This is a genomic window from Algoriphagus sp. TR-M9 (genome assembly GCF_027594545.1).
In the GTDB taxonomy this organism is placed as follows: domain Bacteria; phylum Bacteroidota; class Bacteroidia; order Cytophagales; family Cyclobacteriaceae; genus Algoriphagus; species Algoriphagus halophytocola.
In genome coordinates this window covers 3,021,798-3,044,955 of the sequence record NZ_CP115160.1, presented here as the reverse complement: position 1 = coordinate 3,044,955, position 23,158 = coordinate 3,021,798, and the positions used below count along the sequence as shown (strand labels likewise).

Sequence of the window (23,158 nt, the reverse complement as noted above, 5' to 3'; positions counted from 1 at the left end):
CTGGAGGATTAATCCTGCTTTAATTCAGATTCAATTTTATTGAGCTCCCAAGAAAAATCAAATTCCCCGTTCAATCGTTCCAGCTTTTTCAGAAGATTCTGCAGAAATTTCCTGTGGGCTTCACTGTTGGGGTTAAGTGGGCGATGTGCCAGTTCTTGTTTGATTTTTTGAATTTCTTCTGTTTTGGTTTGTGTCTCTTTGTTGAAATAAGCTTTGCTCCATTTCTCCCAGATATAGTCTTCGGCTTCTTCAGTTGGGTGGATCAGGTCTTTTTTATAGAAACGATAATCCCGCAATTCGTCCATCATCACCTCATAAGCTGGGAAATATGAAACAAAGGAAAACCTGCCTTCCAACTGAGTGCAAAGTACGCGCAGTAAACTTTTACTGAGTTGATTCTCCGGAATACCATCTTTGATATGACGCACAGGACTGACTGTCAAGATGATTTTTAGGTTGGGAAATACCCGTGAAATTTTTCCAAAAATGTGGATTAAATGTGAAGCCATTTCGTCGAGCGGAACGAGTTTCTTTCTGAACTGCTTTTGGGGAAGTTTGTGGCAATTGGCTACCCTCCCGAAATCCTCGGTTTCGTAAATCCATGAGGTGCCTAAGGTCAGAATTAAATGAGTACCGGTTTCTAGGTAATCTTTGACTGCAGCAAGTTGTGCAGCATATTTTTGTGCAAGCTCTTCCCTGGAATTTGCAAATAGGTCTGAATGTGCTCCCAAGTAATAAATTATCCCATCCCGCTCCAGGATTCCATTTTCCTCAATCTTGTCCTGAAGCATAGCATGATCCAGCAAGTCACCCAAAATCATCGGATGAAAGATGGTTCCGAATGGATTGACCAGGCAGTCGAACTTTGCTTCAAGCATTTTTTGACCCATAGCTTGCGCAAAGCAGGAACCCATACTCAGGATCTTGCTCTGATGAGAGATGGGGAATTGAGATTCAGGAATAGTGAATTCGGTGGACCATTGCATACCCGAAATTAAGGATTTGTGATGGATTGTTTTAACCACAGTGGACACAAAGGTTTTCACAGAGAGCTCAGAGGAATTTTTGGTTTTCTACAGAAGCAGTTGTTCTGCTTTTCAGATGTTGGGCTTTAATTCCGCCACTGTTCGTGTCTCACGAACAGTTCCTCTAATACTAATTCAGATTTTCTGAATATTTTTCACGCCGCTGTTCGAATCATCACGAACAGATTTTGCCGTTGTCCTGCTTCTCCAGAAGCAGGACATTAGGTATTGTTACGTCGTGGTTCGTGTCGCCACGAAAAGATTTTACCTACGATTTCCTTACTTTTTAAAAATTTTTCATCAAATCTGTGATTTTTTCCAAAGAGCTAAGACTAATGGAGTAAATGAAATCAAATGAGTAAAGAGGAAGAGTTCGTCCATCTAATCCATGCAAATCAGGGGCTGATCTATAAGATCGCGACGATCTATGCGAAGGAACAAGCCGAACAGGATGACTTGTATCAAGAGATCGTGTACCAGACGTGGAAGTCTTTTGCTCATTTCAAAAAAGCTTCCAAGCCAAGCACCTGGCTTTACAGAGTAGGGATGAATACTGCGATTACTCATTTGAATAAATCGAAAAAGCAGTTGAATACCCTGCCTTTTGATCAGGTAACTATTCAGTTCTCGGAGTCAAATGATTCTGAGAGAGAAGAGAAAATCCAACTACTCTATGCCCAGATCAGAAAATTGAATTTGCTGGATAGAGGTATCATCTTTCTCTTTTTGGAAGATAAATCCTACGAAGAAATCGCGGAGATATCCGGAATATCAGTGAGCAACGTGGGTACGAGAATGTCTAGAATCAGACAAAAACTTAAATCAGAAATGAATCCTAAATCAACAGAATATGGAACTCGATGAAATGAAATCCCTTTGGGCTGACCTCAGTCTGCAAGTGGAAAAACAGGATAAAATTCAAAAAGAAATACTGCTGCAGATCACGAAGCAGAAATTCAGGAGTAAAATGAATAGCATTAGAATCCCTGAGATTTTGGGTTCCTTGGTTTGTGTTGGCTACGCAATGTATTTCTTGTCCAGATTTGGAGATTTTGAATTGTGGTATAATCAAATCTTTGCTTTAGTAGCAGTCTTTTTAATGATTGCTTTGCCAGTAGCAAGTTTATCTGCTGTGAAAGGAATGCGGAATATTCGAATTGATGCAGAAGCTCCAGCAAAGCTGTTAGAAAAGTTTTCAAAAAGTAAAGTTCAATTCTGGAAAGTTCAACGCTATGGGATAATTTGTGGTGTGATTTTATTGATCTGCATTTTACCTCCTTTGACAGAGTTAAATGGCTCTGAAGAAATTGTATATAAACCATGGTTTTGGGGGATTTATATCCCTGGAGGATTGGTTTTTTTGGTTCTATTTAGTCGCTGGGTTTTGAAAAAATACAGACGCGTGATGGATTCTTCTGAAGTTATGCTGAAAGAATTAGAATAAAAAAAGGAGCTGTTTTTAGCAGCTCCTTTAAGTTATTTTTCTAACTCTTCTTTTTTCAGTTCCTCCCAAAGTCGTTTCACTTGCAGGTCTCCATAGCCATAAATGGCATACTTTACATGAAATGCTCTGAAGATTTTCCCGAAATCATCCGTTCCCAACTGAGCTGAAATTTCCTTTAATGCTTCTTTTGGCTTACCTAGATACTCCCCATGAGGAATGGACTCTACCCAGGCTACTACTGCTGGGTGCAGAAATGGCAATTCTGGGCTGGTCTGCAAGGATAGGGTGAGGGCCTCTGCGGTATTTTGCGTCTGATAGAGTTGCCACATATCAGCCAATACATGCCTTTCGTTTGACGTAAGCGGTTTTGCATTACGGTAGGCACTTCTCAGCTGGTCAATGTTCATTCCACCAAATCCCTCGATTAAGTCAGTGGTAGGGCTGACCAGGTACAGTTGTCCTTTATGAGCTTTGAGCAGATGAACGACATACCATAGGTTGACCTGGCAGAAGAGATCGTTTTCGAACCAGAGATAGACGTCTGTAGCAGAGGTAGCCGTCAGTATTTTTTTGAACTGTGGGGTGACGTATGTGTAGTAATCTTGATCTGCTGCTTCTGGATAAGTTTTTTTTAAATACTCCGACCGAACGATAGCCAGTTCATTGAAGGAGTCTGCGGCTACTGGGCCATCTACCAGGCATTCGCGCATGATAGCGATGTTTCCCGAAATGCTGGGAGGAAAAGTTTCTGCTAACGAATCTCCATTTAATACATGTAGCATTTTAAGTGTTTTTGTTGTTGATTAGATTTATTGAACTATGAATCATCTCCCGAAGGACTTTTTCATCTACATCAGCTAGCTTATTAATGTAAATACAAGCTTTGGATATTTTGTATTTACCCAGTTTTTTGAGAAAAGGTTCTAGTTTTTCCTTTTCGAGCATAATATAAATAGAAAGTGATTGTTTTCTAGGAGAAAATCCTACCGGAAACCATTCCATCTCCTTGCCAGATGGGTACTTATATTGATATCTCCCGAATCCAACTATGCTAGGCCCCCAGAGAGTCGGTGGCTCCCCGGTTTCCTCCTTGAAAATTTCTAAAAGGGTCAGGCCATCTGCCCTTCTAACTGGGTGCTCTATAGATTTTAGGAATTTTTCGACAGAGTCATTTGTGGGCTTAGTTTTTAATTCTGACATAATAGGAAATGGAAAAATGAAATTTTGAAATTTTTGAAATTTCAAACAGTCTAGAACTTTCCTACAAAAAATAATAAATTTTAGGTTAAGCAGGTGTTAAAAAACGTAAAAATGGAATATCTTAGCGACCAAAATAAGATAACTGCTCAAGTTTTAGAGGTTTTTGATCAAATAACAATAACAATTTGATAATTATCGTTCGAAACTGAACAGTTAAAAAACCCAAAGTATAGCGTATCATATTTAACCAACAATTAGAGATAATCCTATGAGGTGATCATACCTCCGCCACACACCCCCCAACCACAAAATAGAAATTATAGGCCACCCATTCAATTGCTTTGGTAAAGATAAAGATGGGCGGTAAAGAATATGCAATGTCAAGGTGATGTTGTTGATTACTAACTATTTATTAAATCTTATGAAAAGAACATTACTAAGTTTGCTCTTAGGGCTATTAGTAACTGTTTCAGCTTTTGCGCAAAGCAGGACTGTAACAGGAAGGCTGGTTTCTGAAGAGGAGCCGGCGGGACTCATTGGAGTCAGCGTCTTGGTAAAAGGAACTACCATAGGAGTAGTGACTGACCTTGATGGTTACTATAGTGTTGACGTTCCAGCTGGATCTCAAACTCTAGTATTTAGCTACATTGGCTACTCTACTGTAGAGGAAGCTATCGGTAACAGGTCTGTAGTCAACGTGACTATGGAGCCAGATGCCCAAAATTTGGATGAGGTAATCGTTACCGCGTACGGTACTGCAGACAAAGGTAACTTTACAGGTTCTGCAATTGCACTGAAAGGTGATCAAATCGCCAATAGACCGATCAACAACGTGGTGAATGCCATCGAGGGTCAGTCTCCAGGTGTAATTACTACCTCTGCGTCCGGCCAGCCGGGTTCTACTCCAGCTGTACGTATTAGAGGTATTGGTTCTGTGAACTCTTCTTCTTCTCCACTTTATGTAGTAGATGGAGTTCCTTACGATGCCAATATCTCCAACTTGAATCCTGAAGACATCGAAGATATGACTATCCTGAAGGATGCGTCTTCTGCTGCACTTTATGGATCAAGAGCTGCTAACGGTGTGATTATGATCACTACCAAAAAAGGTAAAAAGAACAAGCCAAACTTTAGTTTCAGAGTTCAGCAGGGTACTGCAAGCAGAGCTTTGCCAGAATATGAAAGAGTAAATGCTGATCAGTATTATCCTTTGGTTTGGGAATCTTTGAGAAACTCCCAGCTAGGAAATGGTGCTACAGGTGCTGAAGCTGCTGCTTATGCATCTGAAGAGTTGATCGATGGTGTATTGGGTTACAATGTTTACAATGTACCAAATGACCAAGTAGTAGGAGCAGATGGTACTTTGAATCCTTCTGCTTCAAATAACTTCCAGGATCTAGCATGGGAAGACTATGTAGCTGGTAGAGGAGGTAGATCTGAATACAACATGACTTATAGTGGTGGATCTGATAAAACAGATTTCTTTACTTCAGTAGGTTACTTGAAAGAAGATGGTTTCGTGATTAACTCTGATTTCGAGCGATTCACTGGTAGATTGAATATCAATACTCAGGCTACTGACTGGTTCAAAACAGGTGTAAACCTTTCTGCTACCATGAGTGATGGTAACAATGCCAGAACCGATGGAAACACCAGTTATGTAAACCCTATGTTCTTCTCTAGAAACATGGGACCTATTTACCCTGTGTATGCTCAGAATATGATGACAGGTGGATATTTGACCGACGAATTCGGAAACAAAATTTTCGATACTGGTGACCTTACAAATCTAGGTCTTCCATCTAGAGGTCCAGGTGGATCTCCAGGACGTCACGCTTATCAGGAGGCATTGCTCAATGTGGATCAAACAGACAGAGATGTAATCTCTGCAAGAGCCTATGCTGAGATCACTTTCTTGAAGCACTTTGCATTGAGAACTAATATCGCTACCGACATTACTTCTCTATTGAGCATTGGTTATGATAACCCAATCGTGGGTGATGGCGCTCCAGCTGGTCGTACTAACCGTACCAATGGCCGTACAAATTCTTACACTTTCAACCAGTTGTTGACTTATACCAACACTTTCAAAGAGAAGCATTTCGTAGAAGCCTTAGTAGGTCACGAGAACTATGACTACAAGTACAATTATCAGTATCTAGCTAAGCAGGATCAGATTCTAGACGGTAATATAGAGCCAGACAACTTTGTGACTATTAGTTCTGCCAATGGTAGAATCGACAGACACAGAATCGAATCTTTATTCTCTAGAGTAAATTATGTATTCGACGATAAGTACTCCCTATCTGGTTCATTCCGTACGGATGCTTCCTCTAAATTCTACAGTGAAGTAAGAAGAGGTAACTTCTTCTCTGTTGGTGCTGCTTGGAATATTGACCAGGAAAACTTCTTCAATTCTGACTTCTTTGACATGCTGAAGCTAAGAGCTTCTTATGGTGAAGTAGGTAATGATGCTATTGGTGGATATTATCCTTGGCAGGCACTTTATGACCTAGGTTATAACAATGCATCTGAGCCGGGTATACTTCAGGCAAGTTTGGCAGCTGAAGATTTGGTATGGGAATCAAACAATACCTTTGATGTAGGTTTGGACTTTGCTTTCGCAGGTAGATTCACCGGTACCTTGGAGTATTACAACAGACAGTCTGAAAACCTACTTTTCGAAGTTCCTTTGTCTTTGACTACTGGTCTAGAGGAGAAGCTTCAGAACATCGGTACGCTTGCTAACACTGGTATAGAATTCAGTATTCAAGGTGATGTAATCCGTAGCAATGATTTCACTTGGACTGCTAGCTTGAACGTTTCTACTTTCAAGAATGAGTTCAAGAAGCTTCCTTTCGAAGAGCAAATCAACGGAACCAAGAAATTGGTGGTTGGAAGATCTATCTATGATTACTGGTTGAGAGACTGGTATGGAGTGGATCCAGAAACTGGCGAGGGTCTATACAGAGCTGAAGCCTATGCAGAAGACGACGCTACTACCAAAATTGTAGGCCAGGATACAGTTACTACAAGAGCAAACAATGCTAAGTATCATTTTGCAGGTACTGCTATTCCTGATTTCTTCGGAGGTTTGACCAATACCTTTAGCTACAAAGGATTCTCCTTGAACGTTTTGGTGTCTTACTCTGTAGGAGGTCAAGTGTATGACGGATCTTATGCTAGCTTGATGAATGCTGACCCAGACGGTAATGCACTTCATGTAGATGCATTGAACAGATGGACTACTCCAGGTCAGATCACTGACGTACCTAAAATGGATGTCACCGGAGGAGCACAAACTAATGTACAATCTGACAGATGGTTAATTGATGGCTCCTATTTGAACCTGAGATCTGTTAATCTGAGCTATAGATTACCAAAAACCTTACTTGATCGCATCAGTGTAGGTGGAGCTACGGTGTACCTAGCGGGTGAAAACCTGGGCTGGTTATCTCAAAGAAAAGGAATGTATGTGTCTGGTAGCTTCAACGGAACTACTTCAAATGCTTACACTCCAGCGAGAACCTTTACGGTTGGTCTTAATGTCAACCTTTAATCTGAAAGTAACATGAAGAAAATACTTAAATCAATATTCGTAGTTGCATTGCTGATGAACTTTAGCTGTGCAGAAGATTATCTAGATACTGTGCCTACAGATGCAGTATCTTCAGAATCTGTATTTACCACGACTACCAATGCGATGACGGCATTGAACGGCATTCATCGTTCTCTACTGCTTCGTTATGATAGCCAGGGTCAAGCAGGTGAAGGAGCGGTGATGATCATGAGAGAGGTGATGTCTGATGACGTAGTGATGACCACTACCGGTAACGGTTGGTATGTATCTATATCCAGATGGCTAAACCATAATGTGCAAACCAGCGGTGACGTTCGCTTCGTATGGAGATTCTATTACAAAGTGATCGGTAATGCCAATATGATCATTGCTAATATCGATGATGCTGAAGGCCCACAGGAAGAAAAAGACGAGATCAAAGGTCAGGCTTTGGCTTACAGAGCTTGGGCGCATTTCCAATTAGTACAACATTTTGCTGAGCGTTATGCTGCTGGTGGTGGTAATAGCCAAGATGGGGTTCCAATAGTGACGGAGCCAATCACTGAAGGTGGAGCCAGAAATACGGTAGAAGAAGTTTATACTCAGGTAAATGCTGATTTGGATGCCGCTATAGCTCTTTTGGATGAAAGCCGAAATGCCAAGTCTCACTTGAATATCAACGTTGTAAATGGGATCAAAGCCCGCGTATTGCTTACTCAAGGTAGGTTTGCGGAAGCTGCACCTTTTGCAAATGCTGCTAGAGAAGGTTACGATCTGATGTCTGAGTCTGATCTATATGCTGGATTCAACAACTATGAAAATGGGGAGTGGATCTGGGGTTCACATCAGGTGGATGATCAGCAGACTTACTTTGCTTCATTCTTTGCTTACATGTCTTTGAACTTTAGCTCTACCAACATTAGAAACAATCCTAAGGCGATCAGCATGAAGCTTTATGATATGATCTCTGATACGGATTACCGTAAAGGTCTTTGGGATCCTAACGCTTCCGATCCTGAGCTGAGAGATCCTTATATCGATGAGATGACGCTTTCATCTTTCGCTAAGATTGATTACATGAACCGTAAGTTTATCGCTCAGGGTAATGCATCCTCTGTAGGTGATGTGCCTTACATGAGAGCTTCTGAAATGATTCTTTTGGAAGCTGAAGCTTTGGCTAGATCAGGCAGCGATGCTGCAGCGGCTGCCCTTTTGACTGAATTCATGGAAGCAAGAGATCCAGAATACACATTGCCGGCAACAAGCGGTGAAGGTCTAATCGAAGCAATCATGATTCAAAGAAGAATCGAACTTTGGGGTGAAGGTTTCAGATGGTTTGATCTGAAGCGTTTGAATCTTCCATTGGACAGAACAGGCTCTAATCACGTAGAATCTGTAATCAATGGTAAATTTGAAGAACCTGCTGGAACTACAAACTGGCAGTGGCAAATTCCAATTTCTGAATTGAACGCTAACGAAAATATGGTTCAGAACCCTTCTTAATTGAAGCTTCAAAGCCAAAAAAATCAAAGCCCGGGGAAATATCCTCGGGCTTTTTTTGCTAATTTATTCAATTAGAATTCGTAGAATTCTATGGGCAAATCATCCGGGTCTGCGATAAAAGTAAAGCGCTTTCCGGTAAACTCATCTATCCGAATGGGCTCAGCATTTAGCCCTTTTTCTTCAAGACTTTTTATGCATTCTTCCATATCACTCACCGCAAAAGCCAAATGCCTCAGTCCCGTAGCTTCAGGTCTGGAAATTCTGGGAGGAGGAGCGGGAAAGGAAAAAAGCTCAATAACATAGTCGCCATTAAGACTTAAATCCAACTTGTAGGAGTTACGCTCTTTGCGATAAACTTCTCGTATGATTTTTAAGCCCAGTAGTTCGGTATAAAACTTTTTGGAACGTTCATAATCACTACAAATGATTGCGATATGGTGGATGTGCTCTATGTTCAGCATAGGTTTTTTAACTTAGTCCATAAGGTGCTTTTCTAGGAAATCAGCTGTGGCCTGATCTACTCGGATCATATTTGACCACTTCATCCAATGGTGCGTATCACCTGGAATAAGTAAGGCTTCATAGCTTTTGCCCATTTCTTCAAATCTTCTGATTATAGCTGCTGTTTGGCTCACGCCCACATTTCTATCATCGTCTGAATGAATAAATAGTACAGGTGAGGTCCAGTTTTCCAAGTCGGACATAGGAGAGGACTCCCAGGCGATTTTTTTAGCTTCATCCAGGTCTGGGGCCACTTCATAGGTTTCTGGCAGTTTGTACCTTCCGTCTAGATCATGTACACCATGAATGTCTACCCCTACTTTAAATAAATCCGAATCCCGGGCCAAGGCTAAAGCGGTCAGATACCCTCCGTAACTTCCTCCATAGATCCCGATCCTTTCAGCATCCACCTGAGGTAGATTGGCTAAAAATTCACCACCGGCTTTGATGTCTTGATACTCCACAGCGCCTCGGTAATAGCCATTGGCAGGACGGTGAAATTCATACCCATAACCTATCCCAAGTCTGTAATTAACAGACAAAACCACAAAGCCCAGTTCAGCCAAATATTGGTTTAAGGCATAAGTATTAGAATAGTAATCCATATAGCTCCAGCCGAGCAACATTTGCCGTTGTGGCCCACCATGGGCGAAAATCACTCCGGGTTTCTTAGCCGGACCACCTTCCTTCTCAAATAATTGTCCATATACAGTAGTCCCATCTGGGGCTGAGAATTTTACTTGCTTCGGGATCACCAGCGCGTTTTGTGGGAAATCATCCGGTATGAGATGCTCTTGGAGGAGCATAGTTTGTTCCCCGGTATTCACTGCGATCAAATGGGATCTTTGGGCAGTCGCGCTGAAGAATGCTTTTTTATTTCCATTTCCAATCCAGACCGGATTTGCTTCTATTCCTGTTCCACTGGTTTCCCAAGTTAATTTGGAATTAAGAAGATCCACGGTGCCAATATGTCTTCGGTCTATATCCTCCGGGCTTTCCCCTGTGTTTGCGGAAAAAATGAGTTTTGATTTGGCAGGGTTGATTTTAACCTGCTCTACCATGTATTCTCCTGGGGTGAGGATTTTGGATTCCCCGGATTTGGAATCTAGCGTATATAAGTGCTGCCAACCGTCTTCGTAGGATTGGAATACTAAATTACCATCCCCTGTAAAGGAGAAGAAGGGGTAGGAATAGGAGCCAGGAAGGGTTTCAGGCGCTTTCCAGAGTTGCTTGGCAGTTTTTTCAGCTAGATTTGCAATCCAAATCTCCCAAGGGATATGCCTGGGTTCCAAAACCGGAAATGCAGCACCACTTCCGCCTCTTAACCTAATAAATGCAATTTCATTTCCGTCAGGTGACCATTGGGGCATGACATCTCTGTGGAAAGAGGGGGCGATCCATTCGATGGGTGTGTTTTCATCCTGATACACTCCGACCAAGGAATGGGAACCTCGATTGTTTACAAAAGCAAGCTTGCTTCCATCTGGTGAATAGCTCGCTGAGCGTATGCTCCCCTTTACTTCAAAAAGTTGGTTAGGCTTGGTAGTTCCTGTAAGGTTAATAGTCCAGATTTGTCCGCTTTTGAGGAAAGCTACTTTGTCGGGGAATCCTACAAAAGGATCATCTCCCTCGGTAATTGGCTCAGCCTTGCCTGAGGCTAAGCTGATTTTCCATAGTTCTACTTTTGGTAGTATTGGTAGGTTCTGTGCATTTACCGGGGAAGAAGCATTGCCTCCTCCATGGTCACCACCCCGCACAAAGATCAGCCATTTGCCGTCAGGTGTGAACTGTAGGCTGGAAATTTCCTGCCCATCATCTTCATTGAAATCGGTAAGTTTTTTGGGAGTGAACTCAGGCCCCTCCGCAAAATACACGTTTCTTTTTCCCTGCTCATTCATGGCCCAGGCTATTTTTTCACCAGTGGGAGAGGAGCTGAGCTCAGAAGGAAAGCTGAATTTTCCCACCTGCTCCATGGTGAAGGATTGAGCTTGGGCTGATGATGCAGTGATCAGCAAACACAAGAGAAGAAAGAGCGATCGTTTCATGTCTAGTATTTATCGTGAATGTTATAGAGTACCTTGGTCAACTCTGTTTTTAGTTCAGTGCCGGAGATGGGGTAATTATTAAAAATACAGGAGAAGTGTAGAATTTTGCCGCTTTTAGTCAGTAAGTATCCGCTTAGTGCGTTGGTCATGGAGAGGGTCCCGGTTTTGGCATAAATGTATGCAGGCTGTCCTTCATCTGCGGGGTACCAATTTCTGATCGTGCCGGATTCTCCTCCTGCCGGGAAATAAGCTTGGATTTTTTCCCATGGAACCTCAGCTCTTATTTTTCCCAGCAAAGCAATGATGCTTCTGGGTGTAAACATGTTTTTGGCAGAAAGTCCAGAACCATCTACCCAGATCGGTTCGTCTGGCAGATCTGCCAAAAGATTTTCCTTTGCATAAGCAATGGCGTCATAGGTACTCAACTTGTTTTCTAGCTGATCCGATACTAAAAGCAAAAGCTGCTCAGCGAGGAAATTATCCGAAATTTTCATCATCTGTGCATAGATGCTATCTGCTGGTGCAGTGAGTAATTTCTTAGGGTCTTCTGAAAAGTATGCCGGGTTTTTGATCACATGGATTTCCTTACCTGTTTCCTCAGCTAGCATTTGCGCTGCGAATTCTGCAGAGGTAATAAAGGGGATATCCGTTTCGAAGCGTCGGTCTGTAGCCTCTGAGGTGACGAAGTAGTTGAATTTGTTTTCCAGATGTTCCCTTCTGAAGCTAGAGCTGGAGTTGCCCCTTGGCTCCACGAGCTGCAAGTTTGTTTCAAAGCGAGGGGGATAAACCGTAAAAGTACTGTCGCCGGCTTCTTTGGCAAAGCGTACGATGTCGCCATACACGGGAAGTGCAGCACGCTCAGCGGCATAATAGGCATTGTACCAATCCCAGGACCAGCCCGGCCCAAATGCATTGACCTGGTCGAAATTATCCAATAAGTACAGCTTCTTGTCCTGGCTTTTCAAAAATTCAAGGGCCGTAGTGTTTTTTAGATCCGGGTGAAGCAAACTAGGATCTCCAGTTCCCCAAAAGATCAGTGAATCTCCTTTTTCTAAGTAGTTCAACCCGTTGATCAGGCTGTCTCCTAGTAGCGTGTAAGAGGTGTAGAAAGTAAATAGCTTGGTATTGGAGGCAGGGATAAAGTACTTGTCTGAATTGATATCGACCAGTACCTTGTCTGTAGTGGGGTCGGTCAGCATAAATCCAAGGTGACCTTGGTCAAAAATGTCTGACTTGGTAATGGATTTATTGATTTTCTGAACCGTGCAGGAGCTGAATAGAAAAAGGAGAATTAATAGGTAGTTTCTCATGGGAATTGGGGAAAGCTGAGTAAATCCGGATTAAGATCCGGGATAAAATAAAAAAGTCTCCAGCCATAAGGCGGGAGACTTTAATATAAGTTGAGGGATTATTGATCCCACCAGATTCTGTCTAGCAAGGTGACCTCAGGCACGTTGGCGCCATTACGGCTCTGCTCACTATCTGGATAAGCGAATCTTCTGATGTATTCTCCGCCAAGATCCGGGTTCATATTTGCCGGCTGAGTGAAGTCCTTGTACGCATAGTCAAACCTACGTGCATCATTCCAGGTCTCAGGGTGTAGGAAGTTTGCTACATATTTTTCTTTGAAGATCAGGTCTATAGTCAGGTTAGCCGCACCTACAGCTACGCTAGGATCTGTCAGGTAAGCATTTTTGCTTTCGTCGTCCACGCTGAGCATATCCATATTTGCTTCGATTCCATCCATGTAGGCAGCATAGGCTCGATCCTGATCTGTACCCAAAGCTGCTTCTGCTTCTATAAACTTGAGCTCAGAATACGTGGCAATCAGTACAGGAGATTGTCTTGAAGTCAGGTATTGTCCTTCTACCAAAGTAGACCTTGCGCCCTGCTCAGGAGCATTTCCTCTACCTGCACCGTTTACAGTTCCAACAAATTCACCCTCATCAGTAGTACCTACCAAAAGTGGCAAACGTGGATCTACAGCAGGGTAGGATGTACCATCCAAAGCCTGGATAAACTGTTCAGAAATCCAACCTCCAAGGAGTAAATTGGCGTTGTTGATAGCTACACTTGCCCAGGGATTGAAGTCCTGCTCAAAGAATTCAACCTGAGCATTTTGGTCGTTTGAGGTGAAACCCTTGGACACGGCGTCTAAAACCTCGGAAGCGCTATATGAGCCGGTTCCTTTGGTGTGTATCATATACCTGGCTTTCAAAGTATAGGCAAATTTCAACCAATTGTCCACATCACCTTCATAGATAAAGTCATCTGCTCCTATGGAGGCAGTTGTTTCACTTTCTAGATTTGCTATCCCTTGGTCTAGCAGAGAAAAGACCTGTCCATAAAGCTGCTCGTCGTTATCATAGGCCGGAGTTACGGTGGTGAAGTTAAAGCTTTCTGAAAACGGCACATCTCCAAAAAGGTCGACTGTCATGCCTAGGTTAAATGCCATGAGCACTTGGCCGGCTCCCAGGTAATGATTTGCACCAGACTCTTCTGCTTTGATTGTAAGCTCATTTAGGTCTGTCATTACATTGTAAAGATTGAACCAAAGGGAGCTGAAATTAAGTGGATCCATGGTATCCGAACCACTGCCCGGGTTGGGTGAGGCGAGGTACTGCACATAATTGGCCACCGCGCTACCTTCCCGATATACATTTAAGCTGGTTTGGTAGGTGATGTTGGTCATCAGACCTGAAATCGGCGCATCTGTAGGGTTGTTTGGATTCGTATTGACATCCAAGTATGAGTCACAGCTGGAGGCACTGAGTAAAACCGTGGTGCCCACCATTGCTAGTATTTTATTGTTGATTTTCATCGTTTCGTTCGTTTAGTGGTTTAGAGTCCAAGATTCAAGGTCACGAAATAACTTTGGACACCAGGGAATCCTAGTCCTGTAAATCCTATGGCGTTTCCGCCAGCACCTGCTGAGAAAGATTCAGGATCAAATCCATCCCAAGGAGTGGAAAGGATGATGTTATTAGCTGCTAGCGAAAGTCTCGCACTTCTGAAAGGAGTCCTTTCCAATACAGCTGGCTGTAAACTGTAGGCTAGGGTGATGTTTCTCAGTTTCAGAAAGCTTGCATCATTTACAAAGTTTTCAGATGTGGTTCTGTAGTAATTTCTCCAATACCCAGCTCCATAATCCACGCCGTCCGGGCCAACGCCTTGCCCTAGCCACACTTCTTTGGAGTTTTGAGAACCATCAGCTAGTACACCTGGGAAGATCACCGTATCGTTTCTTCTTTCTGAATCTTCTTGCTTACCAAAGGCAGAAAGGAAGTTGCCAAATTGATCATATTGCTCTATGCCAGTTCTGAAGTCAATCATAAAGGAAAGTTCCAGTCCTTTGTAGGTCAGGGTGTTTCTCAATCCCCCAAAGAATTTTGGAACTGCATTTCCTAGAATGAGCTGATTACCCGTACGGACTGGGAATCCATTGGCGCCAATTTGCTGTGTCAGGGATCTGTCTAGATGTGTAGCGCCTTCTTCCAAGCCAGGTCTTACATAGTGGGATCCATAGATGTTACCATAAGCTTCACCCTCGGTTAGGATCATGGTGACAGTACTTCCTGAATATCCGAATTGGGAACCGATTACGATCTGGTCGATACCTTCTCTGATCCCTTTGATCTCATTTTTATTGGTAGTTAGGTTTGCGGTCACATCCCATTTGAAATCAGTAGTTTCTATTGGGCTACCTCCCAATACAATCTCCCAACCACGGTTTTCGATTTCACCTGCATTGGTGATGTAGGATGAAAATCCAGTGGCATCTGAGATAGGTACGGGTATGATCTGATCTCTTGCGTTGGACTTGTAGTAAGTTACATCCAAGTTTGCTCTATTGTTGAAAAAGGCCATTTGTGTACCAAATTCGATAGAGGTGGTTAGCTCTGGTTTCAAAGCCGGATCTCCAAATTGTGAATTTTTAGAGAATCCCACCTGACCGTTCAGCGGGAATACTGAAGGGGATACGAAGGTGGCTCCGAGGATATGCGGATTGGTATCCTTACCTACTTGTGCCCATGAACCTCTCAGCTTACCAAAAGTAACCCAAGAAGGCATGCTAAAGCTCTCGCTAAATACCCACCCCAAGTTCACTGAAGGATAGAAGAAGGAGTTGTTTTCCTTTGGCAGGGTAGAAGAGATGTCATTTCTACCGGTTACATTCAGGAAGAGTAGGTTCTTGTAATCTACCATCAAGTCTCCATAGAAACCTACCAAGCGACGTATGCTAGATCCTTGGCTCGCAAAAATCTGAGTCGTATTATTCAGGTTGTAAAATCCAGGGATCACAAAGTCGGAACCTGTAGCCGTTACCCGGTCATATTTTCTTTCAAATACATCGTTACCTAATCTCAATTGGGTGTTCCAGTCCGGGTTCCACTGCTTTTTCAAAGTCACGTAGAAGTTTGAGTTCAAATCACGGCTGTTAATTCTGGTTTCTTCGATAAATCCAGTGGAACTCAAAGCCTGCTCTCCGTCTATACCCATGGGGCCGGGAGTGATTTCCTCTCTGCTGTCTGAATAAAAGTCAGTACCCAAGCGGTACGAAAGCGTGATCCAATCAGCTGGACTGTAATTTAAGTTGATGTTACCGATTACACGGTTTACATTATCTTCATAAGTGGCAAAGCGAGCATCATAGATAGGGTTGGTATTACCGTAGGTTTTCATGGTTCCATCTTCGTTGATGTAGTCGGTAACGTCTGTAGATTCTGACCAGTACATCATTCGCTCTAGGAATCTATCATGAGGAACACGGTTACCACCTGAATTGGAGTAATTCATGGAAGCTGAAAAGTTGAATTTTTCGCTGGCAGTGACCGTACCGGAAAGCTTCGCTGTAGTTCTTGCCCAGTTGGAGAATGGAATGATACCATCTTGATCCAAACGCCCAAATGATCCAAAGAAGGTGGCTTTTTCATTACCCCCGGATACACTTACATTATTATCTAGGGTTACTCCTGTATCAAATGCATTGTTCCAATTGTCCTGATACACATAGCTAGGGTCATTTTCTTCAGCGAAACTTGCACCCCATGAAGGCCAGAAACTACTGTCATCTCTTTCTCCACTGAAACCTTGACCATATTCGTCCTGCAATGCAGGCATTTTTACTAGCTTATCAAAACCTACAGAACTGTTGATATTGACCTGAACTTGTCCAGCTTTTCCTTTTTTGGTAGTGATGATCACTGCACCGTTCGCAGCACGTACCCCGTACAGTGCTGTGGCGGCTGCACCTTTCAATACGGACATGGACTCGATATCATTGGGGTTGATATCAGCCATTCTGTTTGACATACCTCTAGGCGTATTGGCGGACTCCACAGTAGAGTTATCCACGGGTACACCATCCACTACGAATAGGGGCTGGTTATCTGCAGAAGGATCCAGGGAATTGATACCTCTGATCACAATTCTTGCAGACTGACCTGGTGCACCACCTGAGTTAGTAACCTGCACACCTGCTACCTGACCTTGCAGGGCATTAACGATGTTTGGTTGCTTAGTAGCGGTGATTGCTTCAGCGTCCACACTTTGTGCGGAGTAGCCTAGAGCTTTCTTTTCTTGAGAAATACCGAAGGCTGTCACTATGAATTCATCCAGCTCGGAAGTCTCTGTAGGCATAGCTACATTAATGGTAGAGTTGTTTCCTACCGTTCTGGTGACAGTTTCAAACCCGATAAATGAATATACCAGGACCGACTCAGCATTGGGTACAGAAATCGAATAATTTCCGTCCAAATCAGTCACGGCACCTGTGGTGGTGCCCTGAATCACGATGCTCACACCTGGAAGCGGCATGCCGTCTTCCTGTGCGGTTACCTTTCCTGTGATGTTTTGCTGGGCAAAGAGCGGAATACTCCCCAGAAAACTCAACAGAAAAAGCAATGTCATTTCGTAGTTTTTCTTCATGTGTTTAGTGTTTATGGATTATTAATTGGTTTTGTTTTAATATCTGGCAAATTCTTGCAGTTACTAGCTGATTTATTCGAACTTTTCTGGCAAGAAAACGGCCTAAAATTATGGTTTTTCCTCTAGCTATTTGAAAACTAGGGAATTGGCTTTGATGGTAAGTGAAAGAGAGATATTAGACCATTTTGCAGCATAATCTCAGAATTTGGGTAGATTATCCCTGTTTCTTTTATCATCAATTCATAAATTAAGGATAATCGGGCGTTTATTTCAATTTTTTAAAAGGGATTTTTGAGATTTTGATAATAAAAAGTTTAAACTAAGAAAATATTACTAACTGCTATTTTTTGCAATATTTAATTTTGAATTCGTGCAAAGTATCGCTAATCCCCTATAAATTAGGCATAAGAAAAGGCTGCCTCTGGTTAAAGGCAGCCTTGGTGCAAAATTAATCTTAGGTTAAGACTTATTCATTCTTCTCAAGCGCTGTGATCGTTTCCGTGACTACCTTCTTGCCATTTTCATAGGTGATTTCTTTTTTCACCTCTATGTTGCTGGTCAAAGTGTCAGAGTGAGCCTTTTCGGAAATATGCGGGGCAATGATCAAGGCCACAATTGACATTAACTTGATCAGGATATTCATGGAAGGTCCGGAGGTGTCTTTGAAAGGATCTCCTACCGTGTCACCGGTTACGGATGCCTTGTGTGGTTCTGATTTTTTATAAAACATCTCCCCATCGATTTCCACTCCTTTCTCAAATGATTTCTTTGCATTGTCCCATGCTCCACCAGCGTTGGACTGGAACATTCCCATCAATACGCCAGAAACAGTGACTCCAGCGAGCAAGCCTCCCAGTACTTCCGGCCCAAAAAGAAAACCTACCAGAATGGGTGTGATCAAGGCGATCGCTCCAGGTGCGATCATTTCCCGAATAGATGCTTTGGTGGATATTTCCACGCACTTGTCGTATTCCGGCTTGGCTTTGTACTCCATGATGCCGGGAATCTCACGAAACTGTCTTCTCACTTCATTGACCATGTCCATGGCTGCACGGCCTACTGCGGCGATAGCCAGGGAGGAGAAAATAAAGGGGATCATGCCGCCTACAAATAAGCCTGCCAATACAGGAGCTTTGTAAATGTCTATGGCATCTATTCCGGCGATTCCTACAAAGGCCGCAAAAAGAGCCAGGGAAGTCAAAGCGGCTGAAGCGATGGCAAAGCCTTTGCCGGTGGCTGCAGTGGTATTGCCTACCGCATCTAAAATATCAGTTCTCCCTCTGACTTCTTCTGGTAGCTGGCTCATTTCAGCTATTCCGCCCGCATTGTCGGCGATAGGGCCAAATGCATCAATGGCCAGTTGCATAGCTGTAGTAGCCATCATGCCTGCGGCGGCGATAGCCACTCCGTAAAGACCGGCAAACTCATAGGCTCCATATATTCCACCAGCCAAAACTAAAATTGGTAGAACAGTGGATTCCATTCCCACTGATAGTCCCCCGATGATGTTGGTGGCATGGCCGGTGGCGGATTGCTTGATAATGGATTTGACAGGTCTTTTGCCCATGGCGGTGTAGTATTCTGTGATAATGCTCATCAAGGTGCCTACTACCAAGCCCAGGATGATAGCATAAAAGACCTGAATATTGGTGAATTCATAGCCTCGGATGGACATGGTCTCCGGTAGCATGTACTGCACGATGAAAAAAGAGGCAATGGCCGTAAATACAATCGATGACCAATTGCCCATATTTAGTGCTTTTTGTACGTCACCTTTTTCGTCTTTAATTGTCACAAAAAGCATCCCGAGTATGGAAAATATAATTCCCAAGCCTGCCAAAACCATAGGTAGAAGTATAGGGGCAATACCTCCGAAATTATCTGCTGAGACAATCTCTCTGCCTAATACCATGGTCGCCAAAATCGTAGCTACATAGGAGCCAAACAGATCTGCGCCCATTCCGGCCACATCACCCACATTATCTCCTACATTATCTGCAATGGTAGCCGGGTTTCTGACATCATCTTCTGGAATCCCTGCTTCCACCTTTCCCACTAGATCGGCTCCCACATCAGCAGCTTTGGTATAGATACCCCCGCCTACACGGGCAAAAAGCGCGATAGATTCAGCCCCCAGGGAAAAACCGGCCAAGACTTCCAGCGCTTTTTCCATTTCCACGCCATTCACTCCGGCACCTACACGCTGTACATAGAGTTGGTAGAATACTATAAATAATGCGCCAAGCCCGAGGACGGCTAGTCCTGCTACTCCTAGCCCCATCACAGACCCACCGGTAAATGATACCTTGAGGGCTTGCTTTAAACTAGTTCGGGCAGCTTGAGTGGTGCGGACATTGGCTTTGGTGGCGATGCGCATACCTATAAACCCTGCAAATGCTGAGAATACTGCGCCTATTAAAAATGAGATGGCAATTACCGGACTGGAGGTTTCCACCATATTGCCAGACCAGGCCAGCAGGATCATGGCGATCACCGCAAAATAGCCGAGTACTTTCCATTCGGCTTTTAGAAAAGCCATGGCTCCATCTGCAATGTAGCCGGCCAGTTCCATCATGGTTTTGTCGCCTGTTTCTTGCTTGGTCACCCAGGCAGACTTAATGGCCATCACGATCAGGCCTATGATCCCCAGAAGGGGTACTAGATAAATTAGAGCTTGTTCCATATGATTGATTAAAAACTTGGTTGGGTTAATGTTAATTTATCAAAGATATAATTTCTTATGAACCAGCCAATAGCAAATATTATTAGGTAGAGAGTTGGTATTGCTGCGTTTTATTAAATATTCTTCAATAAAAATGAGCTTTGTTTAAGCCATTTCTTTCTTTTATGCTGATTCTGCTTAATTCTCGTAATTCCGGTAAAATTTCGGGACAAGGATCATTTTTGAGCATTTTATCCAGATCAACCATACCTATACCGGACATTTATCTCCGTTTTGGAAGGGAATGGATTAAATATCAAAGCTTTATGCCACAGGATTCAATATTAATAGTAAATTAGTTTTTCAGCATCATTTTAATGTTCAATAAACAAGTGGATAAACTTCTTTTAGAGATAGAGTACAAGACCAGAGAATTGTTTGACACAGCGTTGAATCCTGAAGTTTGTTATCACAATCTTGATCATACCTTATCTATTGTAAATCAAGTGGGGATTATTGGTGGTTTTTACGATTTGCCGCAAGAGCAGCAGGAAGATTTGACCATAGCGGGCTGGTTGCATGACATAGGATATCTACAAGGTGTGGCCCAGGAGCATGAAAAGCGTGGAGCAGCCTTTGCAGGCAAATTATTAGCGTCAATGTCTGTTGAACCTTGCAGAATCAATAGAGTGCAAGGGGCTATTTTGGCTACTAAGGTGCCACAGCAGCCGCAAAATCTGCTGGAATGTATTATTTGCGATGCTGACCTTTATCACCTGAGTTCGGATCAGTTTTATGAACAAACGCTAATTCTCAAAAAAGAAAATGAACAACTGAACCGGAAAAAATGGAAACTGGCCGAATGGCTACGGAACAGCGAGCAGTTCATGAAGCAACACCGGTACCACAGCGAGTATGCCAAGGAGCATTTTTTACCGGGCAAACTGGCCAATCTTGAGTTTCTACAAGCTAAAATTAAAGAGCTGGAGTTCTGAGGTATCAGTAGGCTAGGCCTTCTTGATACTGTTTCATTTGTACTGGAGCCTGGTATGGGTGATTGGGGTTTAGCTGATTCCAGAATAGGCTAGAAATAGCTCGTGTAAGCTCCCAGGCCTCATTGTTATATTCCCAGCTTTGGTCTTTATTGTTTTTAGTGAAAATGGCACACACATAATCCCCTTCTGGCGCATTGACCAGAAAAACCTCAGACCTGGAAGCATTCACCATGCCTTGTTTGCTGGCTACATTGACTCCGGGCGGTATGCTGGAAATCGCATAGTCTGTATAAAAGGTGTTTGATAGCAGTCGGTACATTTGTTCTGATGCAGGGATGCTGATCATTTCTTTCTTGAAGATTTGCTTGAACATGCCTGCCATCTCTTTGGGCGTGCTTTGGCCCCAGCCATATTTCTCCCAGATTTTTTCCCTTCCTGCCGTGCGGCTATTCACTCTGGTGTGTTGGTAGCCGAGCTTTTCCATCAGTAGATTGATCTCTGAGCCTCCTCCAGCTAGTGCTTGGTTCCAAAGCGAAGTAGTATTGTCCGAGTAGCTCAGCATCAAAGCAATCAAAGTGCTCAGATCCGTCTGGGTGGAATCTCTGAAAAACTGCATCAGTCCAGAACCTCCGTACTTGATAGAGTCCCGGTACATTAGGGGCTGATGGTATTGTAGTTCCCCATTTTCGATTTTGTCAAAAATCCCCAGAAGTATAGGGACTTTGACTAGACTAGCTGTGGGGAAAATAGTGTCAGCATTGATTTCAATGGTGTTTCCACTGGGAATGTGCTCCATGTAAATTCCTATATCTCCCTTGAAGTCTTTGATCAGACTCTTGATTTGGCCAGATAGCTTATCTTGATTTTGTGCAGTGACTTTGCTGGTAAGGATGATGAGAAAGAGCGAGAGTAGCAGGTGACAGTATTTCATAGGACTCAAGTTGGGAATAGATATGGTAAGTGCAAAATTATAAATATCCACAATGTCGCCGGTGAGGCTATGCACTTGGTGTACAGGGATAGTGGGATAAAGACCTAGGCTGTCCCTCGAATCTCTTGTTTTCCGATCCCCTTCAGCCCTGGGCGTTTTACAATAGGGAGGGAGCATTGGCGTATTTCAGAACCTCAACAATGTAATAAGCCTCGGAATTGAATTAAGAAAAGCAGACAATCAGCGTTTGGACTTTCTTTAGCCTATTTCAACCTGTCATCTGATTTATTTCTTTGATCACATCAGGTTTCCAAATCCTGTAATCCTTTTGTTACTTTACTCCCATGAATTTTAAAAAAAATGAGATGAATAGACCCAGTGAAGCCAGTGATCAATAATTCTTGGCATATCGGGTCAGAAGAACTATGCATTGGCTTCGCTCAGCACCTGTTCCGGCTGACTCCTGCAGTAGGGGAAAGGCTGAAGCAGCCTAAAAGCTAGTTGTAAGCAAACCCTATGAGCCTTTAGGTTTAATTATTGGGCTACTGGTAAGAAACCGGTTTCACTAAATAGATAATTCCATTCGATAAAATAAGATTAGTTATGTCAACTCAACATTCCCAATACACCTCTTTTTTAGCAGATAAAGCAGGGCTTGCAGATCTAAGTCCCGTACTAAAGGCGCTCTGGTATGACGGCAATGGTGATTGGAAAAAAGCCCATGATCAAGTTGATTCATTAGGGGGTAAGGATGCTGCTCGGATCCACGCCTATTTGCATAGAAAAGAAGGAGACCTGTGGAATGCAGATTATTGGTATGGAAGATCAGGAGAAAGCAGGCCTGAGCAAACTCTGGATGAGGAGTGGGCTATGCTGATGGAGCGGTATTACCGATAAGGATTTTTGATTTTGCGCAGATAATGAGTGATTAGGGGAGTTTCAGAGCCAAAAAATACCCTGTACAGGGTATTTTTTTGTGTTTAGGGCTGTTGTAATTTTGGAATAGTCAAATCTATTAAGCCATAAACCTGTCCGCTGCCGTAAGTCGGACGCAGGTGTGATATTGAAAAATCAGGAAAACACATGAAATTCTTTTATCTCTCTTCCAAGCCCAATTCGGAGGGCGCTTTTGAAATCCATGATAGGGAATGTGAGCATATCCCTGATCTCTACGAGCGGGATTACCTAGGTCCTTATAATTCGAGTAAGGAAGCCTTGCGTAAGGCCGCTTCCATCCGGCCAAAGGCCAAAGCCTGTGATCATTGTTGCGGTAAGGTTCAGGATTATGTGATCAAGACCTCCTTGTACAAGGATAAGGATTGATTGGCCTTAAGTTTTTTTGAGGGAGCTGTGTTTTGCGCAAAA

The 23,158-nt window shown here is 43.1% G+C and carries 17 protein-coding genes; 7 read left to right on the top strand and 10 right to left on the bottom strand.

Features of this window, described 5'->3' with window-relative positions; translation table 11 throughout:
• Window positions 1-8 precede the first annotated feature (8 nt).
• Entirely contained in the window at window positions 9-986 is a 978-nt protein-coding gene (locus PBT90_RS12760) for a GSCFA domain-containing protein (protein WP_270129603.1), read from the bottom strand.
• Window positions 987-1,379: 393 nt separating this feature from the next.
• Here PBT90_RS12760 and PBT90_RS12755 point away from each other — a divergent pair, with 393 nt between their 5' ends.
• Both PBT90_RS12755 and PBT90_RS12750 read left to right on the top strand, forming a co-directional pair.
• A complete protein-coding gene (locus PBT90_RS12755; protein ID WP_270129602.1) occupies window positions 1,380-1,889 on the top strand; it encodes an RNA polymerase sigma factor in 510 nt (169 codons plus the stop codon).
• 169 nt (window positions 1,890-2,058) lie between these two features.
• Window positions 2,059-2,469 (top strand): hypothetical protein, encoded by a 411-nt coding sequence (locus PBT90_RS12750; protein ID WP_270129601.1) that lies wholly within the window; start codon window positions 2,059-2,061, stop codon window positions 2,467-2,469.
• Window positions 2,470-2,501: 32 nt separating this feature from the next.
• Here PBT90_RS12750 and PBT90_RS12745 read toward each other — a convergent pair whose 3' ends face one another.
• A complete protein-coding gene (locus PBT90_RS12745; RefSeq protein ID WP_270129600.1) occupies window positions 2,502-3,251 on the bottom strand; it encodes a DUF1835 domain-containing protein in 750 nt (249 codons plus the stop codon).
• Between the two features lies 1 nt (window position 3,252).
• The gene (locus tag PBT90_RS12740) at window positions 3,253-3,669 is read right to left on the bottom strand and encodes a DUF1801 domain-containing protein (protein WP_270129599.1); all 417 of its coding nucleotides are present in this window, start codon (window positions 3,667-3,669) and stop codon (window positions 3,253-3,255) included.
• A 421-nt stretch (window positions 3,670-4,090) separates the two neighbouring features.
• On the opposite strand from PBT90_RS12740, the gene PBT90_RS12735 reads away from it, so the two are divergent.
• Window positions 4,091-7,228 (top strand): SusC/RagA family TonB-linked outer membrane protein, encoded by a 3,138-nt coding sequence (locus tag PBT90_RS12735; protein WP_270129598.1) that lies wholly within the window; start codon window positions 4,091-4,093, stop codon window positions 7,226-7,228.
• A 12-nt stretch (window positions 7,229-7,240) separates the two neighbouring features.
• The gene (locus PBT90_RS12730; RefSeq protein ID WP_270129597.1) at window positions 7,241-8,731 is read left to right on the top strand and encodes a RagB/SusD family nutrient uptake outer membrane protein; all 1,491 of its coding nucleotides are present in this window, start codon (window positions 7,241-7,243) and stop codon (window positions 8,729-8,731) included.
• Between the two features lie 71 nt (window positions 8,732-8,802).
• Here the strand turns inward: PBT90_RS12730 and gloA2 are convergent, their stop codons facing one another.
• The 6 genes from gloA2 to PBT90_RS12700 form a co-directional block, all read right to left on the bottom strand.
• Window positions 8,803-9,192 (bottom strand): SMU1112c/YaeR family gloxylase I-like metalloprotein, encoded by a 390-nt coding sequence (gene gloA2 / locus PBT90_RS12725; RefSeq protein ID WP_270129596.1) that lies wholly within the window; start codon window positions 9,190-9,192, stop codon window positions 8,803-8,805.
• A 12-nt stretch (window positions 9,193-9,204) separates the two neighbouring features.
• On the bottom strand, window positions 9,205-11,277 hold the full coding sequence (locus PBT90_RS12720) for a S9 family peptidase (RefSeq protein WP_270129593.1): 2,073 nt from the start codon (window positions 11,275-11,277) through the stop codon (window positions 9,205-9,207).
• 2 nt (window positions 11,278-11,279) lie between these two features.
• Window positions 11,280-12,587, bottom strand: a complete 1,308-nt coding sequence (locus PBT90_RS12715) for a D-alanyl-D-alanine carboxypeptidase (protein WP_270129591.1) — start codon at window positions 12,585-12,587, stop codon at window positions 11,280-11,282.
• A 98-nt stretch (window positions 12,588-12,685) separates the two neighbouring features.
• Window positions 12,686-14,098 (bottom strand): SusD/RagB family nutrient-binding outer membrane lipoprotein, encoded by a 1,413-nt coding sequence (locus PBT90_RS12710; RefSeq protein ID WP_270129589.1) that lies wholly within the window; start codon window positions 14,096-14,098, stop codon window positions 12,686-12,688.
• Between the two features lie 20 nt (window positions 14,099-14,118).
• Window positions 14,119-17,205, bottom strand: coding sequence for a SusC/RagA family TonB-linked outer membrane protein (locus PBT90_RS12705; RefSeq protein ID WP_270129586.1), 3,087 nt, complete (start codon window positions 17,203-17,205; stop codon window positions 14,119-14,121).
• Window positions 17,206-17,671: 466 nt separating this feature from the next.
• Entirely contained in the window at window positions 17,672-19,888 is a 2,217-nt protein-coding gene (locus PBT90_RS12700; RefSeq protein ID WP_270129584.1) for a sodium-translocating pyrophosphatase, read from the bottom strand.
• Between the two features lie 356 nt (window positions 19,889-20,244).
• On the opposite strand from PBT90_RS12700, the gene PBT90_RS12695 reads away from it, so the two are divergent.
• On the top strand, window positions 20,245-20,862 hold the full coding sequence (locus PBT90_RS12695) for an HD domain-containing protein (RefSeq protein WP_270129580.1): 618 nt from the start codon (window positions 20,245-20,247) through the stop codon (window positions 20,860-20,862).
• Between the two features lie 4 nt (window positions 20,863-20,866).
• Here PBT90_RS12695 and PBT90_RS12690 read toward each other — a convergent pair whose 3' ends face one another.
• On the bottom strand, window positions 20,867-21,793 hold the full coding sequence (locus PBT90_RS12690; protein ID WP_270129577.1) for a serine hydrolase: 927 nt from the start codon (window positions 21,791-21,793) through the stop codon (window positions 20,867-20,869).
• Window positions 21,794-22,396: 603 nt separating this feature from the next.
• Between PBT90_RS12690 and PBT90_RS12685 the strand changes: the two genes are divergently transcribed.
• Together PBT90_RS12685 and PBT90_RS12680 are read left to right on the top strand one after the other, a co-directional pair.
• On the top strand, window positions 22,397-22,690 hold the full coding sequence (locus tag PBT90_RS12685) for a hypothetical protein (protein WP_264810958.1): 294 nt from the start codon (window positions 22,397-22,399) through the stop codon (window positions 22,688-22,690).
• Window positions 22,691-22,876: 186 nt separating this feature from the next.
• On the top strand, window positions 22,877-23,116 hold the full coding sequence (locus PBT90_RS12680; RefSeq protein WP_264810957.1) for a hypothetical protein: 240 nt from the start codon (window positions 22,877-22,879) through the stop codon (window positions 23,114-23,116).
• Window positions 23,117-23,158: the final 42 nt, after the last annotated feature.